The sequence below is a fragment of the Tessaracoccus sp. genome, from assembly GCF_016714275.1.
In the GTDB taxonomy this organism is placed as follows: domain Bacteria; phylum Actinomycetota; class Actinomycetes; order Propionibacteriales; family Propionibacteriaceae; genus Arachnia.
The window spans coordinates 291,256-305,758 of record NZ_JADJNP010000002.1 but is presented as its reverse complement, the minus strand read 5'-3'; the positions used below and the strand labels follow the sequence as shown (position 1 = coordinate 305,758).

The 14,503-nt window shown below is 70.5% G+C and carries 11 protein-coding genes and 1 pseudogene; 5 read left to right on the top strand and 7 right to left on the bottom strand.

Annotated elements, in window-relative coordinates:
* The first annotated feature begins 58 nt into the window (after window positions 1-58).
* The 4 genes and pseudogenes from IPJ61_RS09985 to IPJ61_RS09970 all read left to right on the top strand — a co-directional run bounded on the left by IPJ61_RS09985 (window position 59) and on the right by IPJ61_RS09970 (window position 2,334).
* Window positions 59-1,045 (top strand): glycoside hydrolase family 3 protein, encoded by a 987-nt coding sequence (locus IPJ61_RS09985; protein ID WP_297106448.1) that lies wholly within the window; start codon window positions 59-61, stop codon window positions 1,043-1,045.
* Complete coding sequence (locus IPJ61_RS09980) at window positions 1,042-1,365, top strand: glycoside hydrolase family 3 protein (RefSeq protein WP_297106444.1); 324 nt, start codon at window positions 1,042-1,044, stop codon at window positions 1,363-1,365. Before IPJ61_RS09985 ends, IPJ61_RS09980 begins: the two co-directional genes overlap by 4 nt.
* Window positions 1,260-2,050, top strand: a pseudogene (locus IPJ61_RS09975) (glycoside hydrolase family 3 protein). The gene IPJ61_RS09980 and the pseudogene IPJ61_RS09975 overlap by 106 nt, the downstream one beginning before the upstream one ends.
* A complete protein-coding gene (locus tag IPJ61_RS09970) occupies window positions 1,996-2,334 on the top strand; it encodes a fibronectin type III-like domain-contianing protein (protein WP_297106442.1) in 339 nt (112 codons plus the stop codon). The pseudogene IPJ61_RS09975 and the gene IPJ61_RS09970 overlap by 55 nt, the downstream one beginning before the upstream one ends.
* 3 nt (window positions 2,335-2,337) lie before the next feature.
* Here IPJ61_RS09970 and IPJ61_RS09965 read toward each other — a convergent pair whose 3' ends face one another.
* The 3 genes from IPJ61_RS09965 to IPJ61_RS09955 all read right to left on the bottom strand — a co-directional run bounded on the left by IPJ61_RS09965 (window position 2,338) and on the right by IPJ61_RS09955 (window position 4,194).
* Window positions 2,338-2,919 (bottom strand): TetR/AcrR family transcriptional regulator, encoded by a 582-nt coding sequence (locus IPJ61_RS09965; protein ID WP_297106439.1) that lies wholly within the window; start codon window positions 2,917-2,919, stop codon window positions 2,338-2,340.
* A gap of 96 nt (window positions 2,920-3,015) precedes the next feature.
* Window positions 3,016-3,909, bottom strand: coding sequence for an MFS transporter (locus IPJ61_RS09960; RefSeq protein ID WP_297108122.1), 894 nt, complete (start codon window positions 3,907-3,909; stop codon window positions 3,016-3,018).
* Between the two features lie 63 nt (window positions 3,910-3,972).
* On the bottom strand, window positions 3,973-4,194 hold the full coding sequence (locus IPJ61_RS09955) for a hypothetical protein (RefSeq protein WP_297106436.1): 222 nt from the start codon (window positions 4,192-4,194) through the stop codon (window positions 3,973-3,975).
* 205 nt (window positions 4,195-4,399) lie between these two features.
* Here IPJ61_RS09955 and IPJ61_RS09950 point away from each other — a divergent pair, with 205 nt between their 5' ends.
* Window positions 4,400-6,628, top strand: a complete 2,229-nt coding sequence (locus tag IPJ61_RS09950) for a beta-glucosidase (RefSeq protein WP_297106433.1) — start codon at window positions 4,400-4,402, stop codon at window positions 6,626-6,628.
* Here IPJ61_RS09950 and IPJ61_RS09945 read toward each other — a convergent pair.
* Genes IPJ61_RS09945 through IPJ61_RS09930 form a run of 4 tightly spaced genes read right to left on the bottom strand, consistent with a single transcriptional unit; the run spans window position 6,606 to window position 14,489 of the window.
* Window positions 6,606-6,827 (bottom strand): ATP-binding domain-containing protein, encoded by a 222-nt coding sequence (locus tag IPJ61_RS09945; protein ID WP_297106429.1) that lies wholly within the window; start codon window positions 6,825-6,827, stop codon window positions 6,606-6,608. The two genes, IPJ61_RS09950 and IPJ61_RS09945, sit on opposite strands and share 23 nt — an antisense overlap.
* A 19-nt stretch (window positions 6,828-6,846) precedes the next feature.
* Window positions 6,847-8,319, bottom strand: a complete 1,473-nt coding sequence (locus IPJ61_RS09940) for an AAA family ATPase (RefSeq protein ID WP_297106426.1) — start codon at window positions 8,317-8,319, stop codon at window positions 6,847-6,849.
* Window positions 8,312-11,506 (bottom strand): UvrD-helicase domain-containing protein, encoded by a 3,195-nt coding sequence (locus IPJ61_RS09935; RefSeq protein WP_297106423.1) that lies wholly within the window; start codon window positions 11,504-11,506, stop codon window positions 8,312-8,314. The genes IPJ61_RS09940 and IPJ61_RS09935 overlap by 8 nt, the downstream gene beginning before the upstream one ends.
* The gene (locus IPJ61_RS09930; protein ID WP_297106422.1) at window positions 11,499-14,489 is read right to left on the bottom strand and encodes an exodeoxyribonuclease V subunit gamma; all 2,991 of its coding nucleotides are present in this window, start codon (window positions 14,487-14,489) and stop codon (window positions 11,499-11,501) included. The genes IPJ61_RS09935 and IPJ61_RS09930 overlap by 8 nt, the downstream gene beginning before the upstream one ends.
* Window positions 14,490-14,503: the final 14 nt, after the last annotated feature.

The window sequence follows — 14,503 nt, the reverse complement described above, 5'->3', positions numbered from 1 at the left end:
GCGACAGAAAACCGAAGCACCTCAGGTTTTAGCGGTCCGGGTGTGCGAGGATGGAACTATGACCGCGCCCTACCAGGACTCCAGCCTGCCCGTCGCCCGACGCGTCGCCGACCTGCTTGGTCGGATGACCGTCGAGGAGAAGGTCGGGCAGATGATGCAGCTCGACGCACGGGAGAATCTGGACGATCAGGTTCTGCGCGTGCACGTCGGCTCCATTCTGCACACGTCGCCGGAGCGCGTGCTGCGGGCCCACGACCTGACCGAGCAGACGCGTCTGCGCATCCCCCTGATCGTGGGCGAGGACTGCATTCACGGCCACTCCTTCTGGGAGGGCGCCACGATCTTTCCGACGCAGCTCGGCATGGCCGCGTCGTGGGACGCGAAGCTCCTTCAGCGTGTCGCAAGGGCGACCGCCGTCGAGGCCGCGGCCACCGGCATTCACTGGACCTTCTCGCCCGTGCTCTGCATCGCGCGGGACCTCCGGTGGGGTCGTGTCGGCGAGACCTTCGGCGAGGATCCCATGCTGATCGGCGAACTCGCCTCCGCGATGGTCAAGGGCTACCAAGGCAAGGGCCTGACCGACGAGACGGCCATCCTCGCCACCGCGAAGCACTTCGCCGGTTACTCCGAGACCCAGGGCGGGCGCGACGCCAGCGAGGCCGACATCTCGCACCGCAAGCTCCGTTCCTGGTTCCTGCCGCCCTTCGAGCGCGTCGCTCGCGAGGGCTGCCGTACGTTCATGCTGGGCTATCAGACGATCGACGGCGTGCCGGTGACCATCAACGAATGGCTGCTCTCCGACGTCCCGCGCGGGGAGTGGGGTTACACCGGAACCTTGATCACCGACTGGGACAACGTCGGCCGCATGGTCTGGGAGCAGCAGGTGCAGCCCGACTATGCGCACGCCGCCGCCGCGGCCGTCAAGGCCGGCAACGACATGGTCATGACCACGCCTGGCTTCTTCCAGGGGCGCTCGACGCGATCCTCGACGGGCTGCTGGAGGAGACGGACCTCGACGCCGCGGTCTCGCGAATCCTCACGGTGAAGTTCGAGCTCGGCCTGTTCGAGAACCCCCGCCGCCCCAATCAGGAACGCATCGAGACGGCCATCGGCTCGGCCGCGCACGCCCGGCTCAACATGGAGGCCGCGCGCCGTTCGCTGGTACTGCTCCGCAACGAGGAAGGGCTGCTGCCGCTGGCCGGCGGATACACGGCCGACCGCTCCGCCGCGCGGCCGAAGGCGACCGGGCTCCGCGCCGCATCGCGGTCGTCGGCCCGCTCGCCGACGATGCCCAGACCCAGCTGGGCGACTGGGCCGGAGGCTCCGGTCAGGCCGGCTGGCTCGACGGCCAACCCCGCGACATGATCACCACCGTGCTCAACGGGATCCGCGCTCAGGTGCCCGCGAACTGGTCGGTGACCCACGCTCCCGGAGCCGAGATCCTCACGCATGGCGCGCACCCCGACGGCGACTACTTCCCCGACGGCCAGCCGCGACCGCCGCTGGTCGTGCCGAGTGAACCGGACGCCGCCCTCATCGCCGATGCCGTGGCGGACGCGGAGCGAGCCGACTACGTCGTCGCGGTGGTAGGCGACCGCATCGAACTCGTCGGAGAGGGCCGCTCCACTGCGACGCTCGACCTGATCGGCGGCCAGGTCGCGTTGTTGGACGCGCTTGCCGCAACCGGCACGCCGCTCATCGTGGTGCTGCTGGCGTCCAGCCGCTCGTGCTTCCGCAATCGGCGCTCGAAGCCGGAGCGATCATCTGGGCGGCCAACCCGGGCATGCAGGGCGGCCGCGCGCTCGCCGAGCTGCTGCTGGGCCTGATCGAGCCGTCGGGGCGGCTGCCGATCTCCTTCGCGCGCCACGCCGGGCAGCAGCCCACCTACTACAACCAGATCCGCGGCCAGCACGGCGACCGCTATGCCGACCTCACGCAGGCGCCGGCGTTCGCCTTCGGCGAGGGTCTCTCCTCACCTGGGTCGAGTACTCGGACGTGCGCCTGGCCGAGGAGAGCGTCGCCGTCGACGGCGTGCTGCGCGCGAAGCTGACGCTGCACAACGTCGGGGAGCGCCCGGTGAGGGAGACCGTGCAGGCCTACGTCAGCGACCGGGTCACCTCGGTCAGCTGGGCGGACCAGGAGCTCAAGGGCTACCTGCAGGTCGACCTGGCTGCGGGGGAAGAGAAGCGCGTCGCGCTGGAGATTCCGGTGAGGGATCTCGCCATCGTGGACGCGAAGGGGGAGCGGGTCGTCGAGCCCGGCGCGTTCGAGCTGCGCCTCGGAAGGTCCAGCCGAGACCCGTGGACGCAACGCGTCGCATTCACGGTGAGGTGAGCGCTACCCGGTGCGAATGCGCGACGATGCCGTCCCAGAGGCGGCGTAGCTGCCCCGCCATGTCGATCGAGCGGTCGAGCAGCCACTGCTGCTGAAGGCCGTCGGCGGCCGCGACCAGGAGCGCACCCACCTCGTCGGGATCGGCGCCAGGGCCGACGACCCCGTAGCTTGCGCGTCGCGCACCGCCTGAGCGATGTTGCGTCGGACCCAGTCATAGCGCTCAGTGAAGAATCCGTGAGCGGGGTGCAGCCCGATGCTGGCCTCTGCCGAGAACTCGATGTAGAGCTGCACAAGCCCCGGAACCTGCGTGTTGTGGTCGATCAGGGCAAGGAACCCCTCGATGTTGGGCTGCGGGTTCCAGAACTCGGCGGTGTCCCGTTCGTCTCGCGACCGCAAGAGCGCCATGTACAACTCCTCGCGGGAGCCGAAATAGTGCGCGAGCCCGGCCTGACTGAGCCCGGAACGGCGCGCGATCTCCCGGTTCGAGGCGCTGCGACACCCCATCTCCGCGACGACCTCAAGGGCGACGCGGAGGATCTCCTTCCGCTTCGCCTCCCCCTTGGCATACGGGCCGCGCGCACTCATGGTGATCACCCTACCCAAACCGCGAAACCGGACCGGAACTTGAGGAAACCACTGATCAGTGCTTGCCTAGAGTTCCAGCCCGGTCTCGCGACGGACTTACTTAACTTTTTTGATGGGTATGACTACCACTGCGCCGATCAGACATGCGACGGCACAGATCGTGAACCACACCGTGTAGTCGCCGCCGTCCGCTCCGCCGGTCGCAGCCAGCACGATGCCGCCGATCATCGGGGCAAAGGTCTGCGGGAGGGCGTTGGCGATGTTGAACACGCCTAGGTCCTTACCGGCGTCGTCGGGGTTCGGGAGGACATCGACGACCAGCGCCAGGTCGACGCCGATGTAGACGCCCCAGGCCGCGCCCAGGAGGATCTCGAGGAGATAGTAGTGCGTCACGCTCTCGATGTGGATCAGCATGTAGGTGCCCAGAGCGAAGACGGCCGTCGAGATCCAGACGAAGACCTTGCGTCGGCCGAGGCGGTCCGACAACATGCCCGCGATCCACGCTGTGATCATCAACGCGGCGGTGTAGACCAGCGTCGTGTTGGCGATGAGGGCCGGGATCTCCGCGGTGGGGACGTTGAGATGGTGGCCCATGTACGCGAAGCGGAAGGTGGTGAACCCGAAGCTCGCGAAGGTGATCAGGAAGCGCGACCACCAGGCCATCGAGAAGTCGGGGTGCTTCGCCGGGTTCACCCAGAAGGTCTCCGCCCAGTCGCGCAGCGTCATGGCCGGCGGCTTCGCGGGCAGCACCTTGTCGGGCAGCACGAGGCAGAACACGATCGCGACCACGATGGCGATGACCGCGGGCAGGACGAACATCAGAATCAGGCTCGAGCCGAACCAGCTGGCGACGTAGACGCCGCCGACGATGCCAGCGTTCTGAGCGATGCCCAGCAGAGCCGTGACCTTGCCGCGCTGGAACCTCGGCACCTGGTCGGCGATGGTGGCGATGAAGGGCGCCAGCGCCATGTTCGCGCCGAGCTGTGCGATCGACCAGCCTCGCCATGGTCAAGGTCGCTCCGGCGGCCATGACGGCGAGACCGACCGTCATGATCACGGTGCCGACGAGGATCCAGGGACGACGGCGACGATCGCGCCTGCCTCCTGCAGCGCGGTGACCTTCACGCCGATGCCGACGATTGCCGGTCCCAGCAGGGCGATGAAGAAGAAGAACTGGAAGATGATGAGCCAGAGGGAATACTTCTTGTCCGCTGCCTCGGTCGGTTCTGGGAACGCGTGATCCGCCGCGGCCGCGCCCGCTGAGATGTGCGCCATGGTCGGGTGACTCCTTCGTCTGTTGAAGGGTGTCGCGCTGACGCCGTACTCGAGCGATGAGCCGGAGCGTCCGACAACCCCTAGTTCGCTGGAAACCCAGACCCGCTCAGGTTTCCTGAGGTGAAAACCTAGACTGCTATGGTTTCTCGCACAAGCGTTCTCACGAAAAAGTTGAGGGCGTGTCGCGCGACGAAGGAGTCCCACTGTGACCGATCCCCGTTCCTCGGACCGAATGCTCGCAGAGAGGGCATCGCTCACTCTCGAGGAGAAGGCGTCGCTGACGAGCGGCGCCGATTTCTGGACCACGAAGGCGGTCGACCGCGTCGGCATCTCTTCGATGATGTTGACCGACGGCCCGCACGGGCTCCGCAAGCAGGGCGGTGCGACCGACCACCTGGGGCTCGCCGAGAGTGTCCCCGCCACCTGCTTCCCACCCGCCGTCGGGCTCAGCGCCAGCTGGGATCCCGAGCTCGCGGAGCGCGTCGGCGAGGCCCTCGGCGTCGAGTCGGCCATCGAGGACGTCGCGGTGATCCTCGGCCCCGGCATCAACATCAAGCGCTCGCCGCTGTGCGGACGCAACTTCGAGTACATGTCCGAGGATCCGATCGTCTCAGGAGCGATGGGCACCGGCCTGGTCCGCGGCATCGAGTCGAAGGGCGTCGGCTCGTCGCTGAAGCACTACGCCGCCAACAATCAGGAGACCGATCGCCTCCGGGTGTCCAGCGACGTCGACCCCCGCACCCTGCGCGAGATCTACCTGCGCGGGTTCCAGCGGGTGATCACCGACGCGCAGCCGTGGACCGTGATGTGCTCATACAACCGGCTCAACGGCGTGTACACCTCCGAGGATCCGTGGTTGCTCACCGACGTGCTGCGCGGGGAGTGGGGGTACGAGGGCCTCGTCGTGTCGGACTGGGGCGCCGTCAATGATCGCGTCGAGGGCGTGAAGGCAGGCATGGACCTCGAGATGCCGGGCAGCGGCGGTCGGACAGACACACAGGTCGTCGCTGCGGTGCGCGAGGGAAGGCTGGACGAGTCCGCGCTGGACACCGTCGTCGACCGCTTCCTCGACCTGGTGGCGAAGGCCAAGGCCCGCCCGAAGATCGACGGCCCGCTCGACGTCGACACGCACCACGCGCTCGCCCGCGAGGCGGCGGGGCGCTCCATCGTCCTGTTGAAGAACGACGACGCCATCCTGCCGCTCGCGCGGGACGCGCGCGTCGCCGTGATCGGCGAGTTCGCCGAGGTCCCGCGGTTCCAGGGTGCAGGGTCGTCGAAGATCAACCCGACCCGGGTGGACACGGCGCTGGGCGAGATCCGCGCGCTCGCGGCGACCGACGTCGCCTATGCCGCAGGATTCTCGATCGACGGCGTGGGCGATGCGGCCGCGCTGCGCGACGAGGCCGTCACCGTCGCGGGCTCCGCTGACGTGGTCGTGGTCTTCCTCGGCGTGCCGGCCGTGGAGGAGTCCGAAGGCTTCGACCGCACCCACATCGACCTGCCCGCGGCGCAGCTGGAGCTACTCGACGCGGTCGTCGCCGCGAACGCCAACGTCGTGGTGGTGCTGTCCAACGGCGGTGTCGTCGCGCTGCCGTTCGTCGAGAAGGTGCCCGCGATCCTCGAGGCATGGCTGCTCGGTCAAGCCGGGGGCGGCGGCACGGCCGACGTACTGTACGGCGTCGTCAACCCATCGGGTCGCCTCGCGGAGACCATCCCGCAGCGCCTCGAGGACACCCCGGCCTACGGCAACTTCCCGGGCGAGCACGGCCACGTGCGCTACGGCGAGGGCCTGCTCGTCGGCTACCGCTGGTACGACGAGCGAGGCCTCGATGTCACCTATCCCTTCGGTCACGGCCTCTCCTACACGACGTTTGCGTATGGCGACGCCTCGGCCGAGGTCGCCGAGAACGGCGACGTCGTCGTGACGGTTCCTGTGACGAACACGGGATCGGTCGCGGGCCGCGAGGTCGTGCAGGCCTACACATCGCTGCCGGAATCCTCGGTGCAGCGGCCGCCGCGCGAGCTGAAGGCGTTCGCGAGCGTTCCATTGGAGGCCGGAGAGACCAAGGACGTCGTCCTGACGCTCCGCCGCTCCGAGCTGACCTACTGGGACGTGCGGGTCGACCGCTGGATCCTCGAGGGCGGCGAGTACGTCGTCGAGGTGGGCGCATCCAGCCGCGACCTGCGCGCCCGGACGACAGTGACCCTCGGGGGCGATGCCGTGGTGCTGCCGGTCTCGATGAACTCCTCGTTCGAGGAGCTGCTGAAGGACCCCGTCGTCGGCGCGGATCTCCAGGCGGCGATCGACGCGAAGTTCGGCGGGGACACCACCCTCATCACCGTTCTCGGCAACTTCCCCGTCGGCCGCCTGGATGGCTTCCCGCTGCCGCGGGCAGAAATTGAGGAGCTGGTCACCAGGGCGCAGCAGGGCTGAGCCCCAAACCGCTGGCGCGACGAGCCGGAGTGCGGATCGCCGCGGCCAGCGCCTCCCACGAACCATAGAGGCGCACGCCCTCGTGGGCGCGCGTCACGGCCGTGTACAGCAGCTCGCGGGTCAGTAGCGGCGACCCGGGCGGCGGAAGAACGACGGACACGCGGTCGAACTGGCTTCCCTGCGACTTGTGGATCGTCATCGCATGCAGATCCGCGGCGTCATCGAGCAGCGCGGGAGAGACCGTGAGGAGGCCGTCGGGACGGTCGACGGCCGCCAGCGGCGCGCCCTCCGGGTCCGGCGACGACCACGGCGGTGTCACCGTTGCTGAACAGGTCGCTGTTGTGCTGGATGAGCAGCGGCTGACCGATGTAGGCGCGGCCATCGAAGCCGTAGGCGGGGAGCCTGCCCGCCAGCCAGCCGCGCACGGAGCGCGCCCAGTGTGCGACGCCGAACGGTCCCTCGCGATGGCCGCACAGGATGCGGTGCCGGCCCAACCAGGCGTTTGCGCGCACACCGTCGCCGGCGAGCGCGTAGGCACGGACGCCCTCGGCGATGTCGAGCGCGTCAGCCTGGACCGTGGCGAGCTGCGCGGGGTCCGTTTCGCCGTCGAAGCTGATCAGCTCGATCGCCGGACCCGTGTCGACGGCGGCGCGCGCCGCGGCCTCGTCGCCGGCGAGGATGGCGGACGCGAAGGCGTTGATCTGGGGGTTGGAGCGGTAGTTGTGCACCAGGCGGGCGATGGCGCCGCCCGGCGCGTGGACGAGGTCGTCGGCGGCCTCGATGTCGGCGAGGACCGCTCCGGCCTCGACAGACCTCAGCTGGTGCGGGTCTCCCAGCAGGATCAGGCGCGTCTCAGGGGAAAGGGCGCCGAGCAGCAGCGCCATCAGCTCCAGGGACACCATCGACGTTTCGTCGACAACCACGACGTCGAACGGCAGCGGATTGTCCGGCCCGAACTCCGTCTCCGCGGAGCGAGGCCGAAGCCCCAGCAGCTTGTGCAGGGTGCCTCCCCACGTCGCGCCGCCAGCGCCCCTGACAGTGGTGAGCAGCCGAGCGGCTGCCTTGCCTGTCGGCGCGCACAGCGCCACGCGCGGTGAAGACGGGGCAAGCGCGGTCAGGAGCTCGGTGACGATGGTGGTCTTGCCGGTGCCCGGGCCGCCGGTGATGACCGTGGTCGTGTGTGCGAGGGCCGCGGTGACCGCCGCGCGCTGGTGGTCGTCGAACTGCGTGGGCAGCTCGGGGAGAGGGAGGGGTTCACCGGGCGCCGCGTCGCTGCGGACGCGAAGCAGGTGGGCAAGCCGACGCTCCTGCCTCCAGTACCGGTCGAGATACAGCAGCGATCCGTCCAGCCGAAAGGCACGCCCCTCCCCGTCGGGTCCCGCGACCGCGGGAGACGCCGCCACAGCCGCGAGCCACGCCGACGGTTCCGGCCAGGGGAGGGCGGCGACGTCCACGTCGTCCTCGCCGTCGACCTCGGGGCGGAGCTCGGCGGCGGCGGTCGCGAGGTCGACGCAGACAGATCCCAGCCGCAGCTCGCGCACCGCGAGCGCGAACGCGAGATGGACGGTGGGGTTCGCCTCGCCCGCGAGGTCACCAACGCGGCGCGCGAGGTGGAAGTCGACGAGGCTCAGCAGGTTCGCGTCGCAGAACGCGGCGAGGACGCCAGTGGCGGCGATGGGGCGCTCACGCACGACGGCCTCCCAGGAGCTCGGATGCGGCGACAGTGAGGCCTGCGGGCGGGAACCAGCCGAAGATGCCGCAGCTGGTGCCGTCGACGATCGGGGTGGCCGCCCCTGCCATACCGCGGACGAACAGGTAGCCGACACCGCCCAGGTGCCGCGCCGGATCGTAGCCGAGGAGTCGGCTGCCGAGGAAGCGGTGCAGTGCCACGCAGTACAGCATCGCCTGCAGCGGATAGTGCGCTGCCATCATGGCCTCGGCCATCGGAGACGGCGCGTAGTGGGCGAGCGTCAGGTCGTCGGCCGCGCTGGGGGCCAGGCGGTTGGTCTTGTAGTCCACGACGACGTAGCGCTCGTCCGGTAGCCGGAGGACCGCATCGATCGAGCCGGTCAAGAAGCCGTTGAGGACGGCGTCGGCGGCCTCCGACGCGCGCAGCCTCGCCGGGTAGGGCGCGAGCAGGTCGTCGGCGGGCAGCCAGGCGGCCATCAGGTCGGCGAGGTCGGTGAGTGTCGCCGGGGCACCGGCGTCGGCGAGGGGGAGGTCGAAGTCGAGTTCCGGGAGCCGGTCGGTCACAGGCAGGTCGGTCAGGGCGAGGTCGGAGACCGGGAGCAGCGGCGTGCGGCAGACGTCGACGAGTGCGGCGGCGAGTTGAGCGGCCTCGGACTTCGTGAGACCGAGCTCAGGCGCAAGCTCGGCGACCAGCACGGGTGCCTGCGCCTCCACGGCGTCCGGCGCCCAGTCGAGACGTTCGAGCACGGCGTGGACGAGGGTGCCAAAGCCCGCGCCCGCAGGGAGATCCGCCATCGGGGAGCTGCGGTCGAGTCCAGAAATACGCGCCGGACCTTTCGACATGGACCCGGGCGCTTCGCGCCGGGAGTCTCGGGTTCCAAGGACCGACACCGGATCGACCAGCGGCGTGTCGAAACCGAGGGACTCCGGCTCGTCGGCGACCGTTCCCGCGGGGGCGTCGTGGAGCCCGGCGGTCAGGCCCGAGTAGGAGGTTCGGCGCCACGTCTGGTCGATGATGCGGTCGAACGCCTCGGCCCTCATCTCCGGAGGCGCCTGCCCCGCGGGGCCGGCCCACGGGGCAGGCGGGGGCGCGTCGGCGAACCGCGAGTCCCACACAAGGCCTGACGGCCAGGTCAGCGTCGAGTAGGGCCGCTTCGGCTTCCAGCCGCGGCGAGCAAGCAGGTGCGTGAGTGGGCTGCGCGTCGTGGTGCTGTTGGCGCGGTCGACGTGCCAGGCGATGGCTAGGTGCTTCGCCCGGGTGAAGCCGACATAGAGCAGCCGCAGCTCCTCGGCGAGCGACTGCTGATTCAGGTCCTTCGTCACGTCGTCGCGCCAGTCCGGCGGGGGGCCGATGTAGAGGTGGCGGCGACCCTCCTCAATCAGGGTGAATGGCCGCGACCGCCGCGGCGCGGTGCCGTCGGTCTCGGGCAACAGCACGATGGGGAACTCCAAGCCCTTCGCGGCGTGCATGGTCATCACGCGGATGGATGGCGCGTCCGTCGCCACGCGGATGGCATCGTCGTCGTCCGGGCCGGAGGCGCGCTCCGTGAGCAGCGCCGTCAACGCGCTGAGGGAGCCGCCTCGGGCGTCGAGGAGCTCGGCCAGGTGCGCGGTGTCTGCGAGGAGGCGGTCGCCGTCGGGCTCGCTCAGCAGCCGCTCCTCAAGGCGCTCGGCGGCGCGGAGATGGGTGAGCACCGCCCCGGCGCCGCCCTTGCCGAAGGCTACGGCGAGCTCCCGGAGCAGGGTGCTGACGCGCGCAGGCTCGGGGCCGCCGTCGTGCAGGAGCGTGGCGAACTCCGAGCCGATCAGCGGTGTCAGCGAGGCCAGGCGGATGTTCGCCTGGCGGGGGTCGGCCAGCGCTGTCAACAGCGTCAGCCAGTGCGTGGCCGCCGGCTGTCGCCAGACGGCCTGGCTGCCGGTCAGCACCGCCGGCAGGCCGGCCTCGGTGAGAGCAGCGCGCAACTGCTGGGCCCGGCGCCCCGTGCGCATGAGGACCGCGATATCGCTGAGCTTCACTTCGTGGGCGAGCAGCAGCTGGATCTGCAGGATGACGTCCTTCGCTATGGCCTCATCTGCCGACCCGCTGAGGCCGCTTGCGCGCCGCAGCCACACACGGGCGCTTCCGGGCACGTCCAGCCGTGCGGTCTCGTGCTTCGCCCCGACAGGCCCGACGACCACCTCGTCCGCACCCATGGTCACGCCCGAGAACAGATCGACGATGCCCTGCACCAGCGGGCCGTCCGAGCGATGGTTGGTGCCGAGCGTCGACACGGTCGCCGCGCGCCGCGCTGCCAGATAGCTGTTCAGGTCCGCGCCGCGGAAGCCGTAAATGGACTGCTTCGGATCGCCGATCAGGACCGTGGGACGGCCGGGCGCGACGAATGCGTTCTCGATGATCTCCCATTGGTCCGGATCGGTGTCCTGGAACTCGTCCACGAGGACAACGGGGAAACGCTCGCGCAGCCGGGAGCGGACCAGGTCGCGGATGGACTTGTCGGCGAGCGCGCGGCGCAGGCGCGTGGTGATGTCGTCGAACGTGCAGAGCCCTTCCGTGCGCTTCCTGCGCTCGTACACGTCGCGCACTGAGGCGGCGAACTCGTGATGGGGGCCGTCGTGCGGCAGGAGCGGCAACGTGGTGGTGGCTGCGGCGATGCCGATGTGAAGGCCCTGCCGCGGGGAAAGCGGCGGATCGGCCTGGGCACGGAACAGACGAAGGTACGTGTCTGCGGCGCACTCGCGGGCCAGGCACTCCGGGTCCGGCCCGACGGTCTCTGTGGGGTCCCAGTCGCCGAGGACGCCGAGCTCGCGCAGCATCGTCTGGCAGAACCCGTGTGTGGTGTCGATGGTCGCCTCGGTGAAGCGGGCGATGGCGTCGGCGAGTCGGGCGCGGGCGCCGTCGACGCCGGATAGCAGGTCGACGATGGGGTCCGGCTCGGGGAGGGGCTCGCCGGCGGCGACGAGATCGAGGCCGCGCAGCGTCTCGCGGAGGCGGCCGAACACGCGGCTGCGTAGCTCGCCCGCGGCGTGGTTTCCGAAGGTGATCAGGAGGAGATCCGAGACGTCGAACGCAGCCTCCGCGAGGTAACGCGTGGTCAGCGCGGCGATCGCGTAGGTCTTGCCGGTGCCTGCGCTGGCCTCAAGCAGCGTCGTCTCCGTCGGCAGCGGACCCGCAAGGTCGAAATCACTCATCGGCGACCCCCTGCATGTTCCCGTACAGCGCGAGCGCCCAGGCCTCGAAGGCCGACGTGCCCTGTGGGTCCTCGGCGAGCGGGGCATCGACGAAGAGTTCGTTCAGGTCGTCGTCGAAGAACAGGCGCCACGAGTCCTCCATGCCGGGCCACACCCTGGTCGTCCAGTCGGTGGGTCCGGTCCAGTCTGCCTGCCGGAAGGTCCCGGCGGCCTGGGCATCGGCGTAGGCGATCGCGGGTGTGAGGGGCACGGGCAGCAGGCGGTGCTGCCCGAGCGCGTAGGCGCGCATGACCGCCGACAGCCGTGCCCGTGCCGCCTCACGGTCCGGCTCGCCGACGCCGGTGGCCAATACCTGGTCTTCATAGGTGTTGGGGAGCCTCCCGAAGCGCACCGCGCGCCCGGTGGTGGGCAGGCCCAACGCGGTTAGCGCCAGCGCCTCAAGCCAGGGCCGCACGAGTCTGCTCGCTCCCTTGCTCGCGGTGACGGTCAAGGCTTCGCCGCCGCGGCAGCGCACGGAGTCGACGACGCGTACCCGGCCGAGGGGCGGGATGTCCACCTCGATGTCGACGGCGTGGTCCGTGATCGGACGCTGCCACCGCGGCCCCGCCTCGTTCCACAGGCGGACGGCGTCGGCCTTCGCCTCGTCGAACGCGACCTTGCCGAGGAGCCCGGGCGGTAGTTCCTCGCGACTCTGGAAGCGGTCGATCACCGACTGCAGCGTCGCACCCGACTGCAGCGAGCCCACCAGCGCCGTGACCACCTTCCATTTCTCCAGTCCGACCAGGTCGAGCGGTAGCTCGTCCTGCACAGCCGCCGACTGGTAGAGCGGGATACCGGCCACCGAGCGGAGAAACGCCTTGGCAGGGTCGGCGAGGAAGCGCTCCAGCTGCGTAAGGGTCACCTGCGCCGGGATCGCACCGACGGGGCGGCGCCTTGCCTGGTCGCGCCGCCGGGCGATTCTGCCGACCGTGCCGCCGGCGCCGCGCCGAGCCCGCGCGCCACGGAGCGCCCGCGTGTCGAAGCTTGCGGGCTTGATGAAGTTGGCGTCTGCCGTCGCCGTCGACGGATGCGTCCGCACGTCGGCCTCGACGCCTAGCCGTTCAACCAGCCAGTCGATGGCCGCGGGCGGCGCGACCTCGTCGTTGGTATGCGAGCTGAACCGCTGCCGCACCACGAGCAGCTTCTCCGCGGCGGAGGCGTGGGCGAATAGCTGGGCCTGGCGCCGCGCGCGCTCGTCCGGTGCGGCCTCCCCCAGGTCGACGGCGTCGGCGACGGAGCCGCCGCGGCCGGGGACCGCGTCGTCGGTGACGCCGAGCAAGGCGACGAGGCGGAACCCCACGTGCGACAGCTCGCCGAGCCGGGCCACCATCAGCGACCCGTTACCTGCGGCGACCCGCGAGCCGAGGCGGCGCCCCGCGTCGGCGAGGAGGTGCGCGAACTCGTGCCGCGTGAGGGTCGTCTCGCCGCCTAGGTGGTCGCGCTGCAGCCCGGCCAGCAACCGCGTCAGGCCGAACAGCTGCCACTGGTCGTCCCAGCCCACCCCGACGAGGTCGGTCAGCAGCCCGCGGGTGCGCGCCGCCCACTCGGGCACGGTCGCGGGTGCCGCGGTGGTCGCGACCAGCCGACGGATTCGGCTCAGTACCTCGCTGAGTGCGCCCACGGTCGAGAGATCGGACGAGCCGACGGCGTCGGTTCCCGTCAGGCCGAGGCCAGAATCGGTGGTTGGCGAGACGGCCAGGCCGACCAGCAGCCGGTCGAGCCCGCGCATCCACGTGTTCTGTGCGACGTCGCCCAGATCGAAGGAGGCGCGGTGCTGGGCGTCAAGCCCCCATCGGATGCCCGCGGCGGCGATGAGCTCGGTCACCGTCTCGCGGTCCGCGAAGCCCCACCGATGCGCGAGCGGTGGGCTGAGGAGGAGTTCGAGCAGCCCGCTGGAGGTGGCGCGCCCGTCGCCGAGCCGCAGAAGCGCCACCACGGCGTCGAGGACGTCGTTCGTGTCCTGGCCTCCGACCGGCTGCACGCGGAGCGTCCGGCCCGGGTGTGCGCCGCCGGGAGCGAACGCGGCGTCCAGGAGGTGGGCGTAGCGCTCCGGCCGTGGGCACACGATCAGGACGTCGCGCGGCTCCAAGGTCTCGTCCGCGACGAAGGCCCGGGTCAGCTCGTCGCGGAGCACCTCGACCTGTCGCGCGGGGCCATGCGAGTCGTGGATCGCGACCGTCGGCGGGGGAGAGGGGAGGTCAAGGGCGTCGTGGACGCTACCCCCCAGCGGTTCTACCCAACCGGCGTGCCGGGCGCCGACCGGTTGCAGCGCCACGAGGCCGACACCCTCGGCCAGGGCCTGCAGCAGCGTCCGGTCGCCCGCGGTCACCTCGTCCACCGCGAACACCAAAGTGGGCGTCGTGTCGCGCCGAGCGGCGTCGGCGAGGGCGGCGAGCGTCTCCGTGGGGTCGACCTCGAGCGCGAGCGCCGTGGCCCTGACCAGTTCCGGCTGCCAGGCGAGGTGCTCGGGCAGGTCGACGCCGCCAGGTCCGTCGTCCGCGCCATCGAGCCAGGTCTGGAGCAGGTCCGGTGCGTGGTCGAGATACCAGCGCTGGAGGCGCGCGAGACGGGTGGAGACGGCGCGGCGCCCACCCGGGCGCTCGGGGTTGGCCGCATGCGCCAGCGCGGGGAACTCCTCAGCGAGCGCGCCGACCGCTTCCCAGGTGGCGAGATCGAGCGGGGTGCCCCGCCAGCGGGAGAGGTCGCGTCCGACGCCCGCGCCGTCGGCAAGCTCCCTGGCGAGGTCGCGCAGCGTCACGTAGGAGATGCCCGCCGAGATGCCCAGCCGCTGGGCGACCTCCTGGCTGACGACGCGGCCGGTGGCACGCGAGGACACGATCACCCGGCCGCGCGTGAACGGGTCGGTGTGCAGCGTGCGGAGGCGGTCGGCGAGTTCGTCGAGCAGGGTCGACCAGTGGTGGGCGAGTATCACATCAAGCGCCATGTCCGATCACCTCC

Coding starts and splice junctions, on each gene's coding strand:
- IPJ61_RS09985 (WP_297106448.1), top strand. CDS start 59: ATGACCGCGCCCTACCAGGACTCCAGCCTGCCCGTCGCCCGACGCGTC.
- IPJ61_RS09965 (WP_297106439.1), bottom strand. CDS start 2,919: ATGAGTGCGCGCGGCCCGTATGCCAAGGGGGAGGCGAAGCGGAAGGAG.
- IPJ61_RS09955 (WP_297106436.1), bottom strand. CDS start 4,194: ATGGCGCACATCTCAGCGGGCGCGGCCGCGGCGGATCACGCGTTCCCA.
- IPJ61_RS09945 (WP_297106429.1), bottom strand. CDS start 6,827: ATGACGATCCACAAGTCGCAGGGAAGCCAGTTCGACCGCGTGTCCGTC.
- IPJ61_RS09935 (WP_297106423.1), bottom strand. CDS start 11,506: ATGAGTGATTTCGACCTTGCGGGTCCGCTGCCGACGGAGACGACGCTG.
- IPJ61_RS09930 (WP_297106422.1), bottom strand. CDS start 14,489: ATGGCGCTTGATGTGATACTCGCCCACCACTGGTCGACCCTGCTCGAC.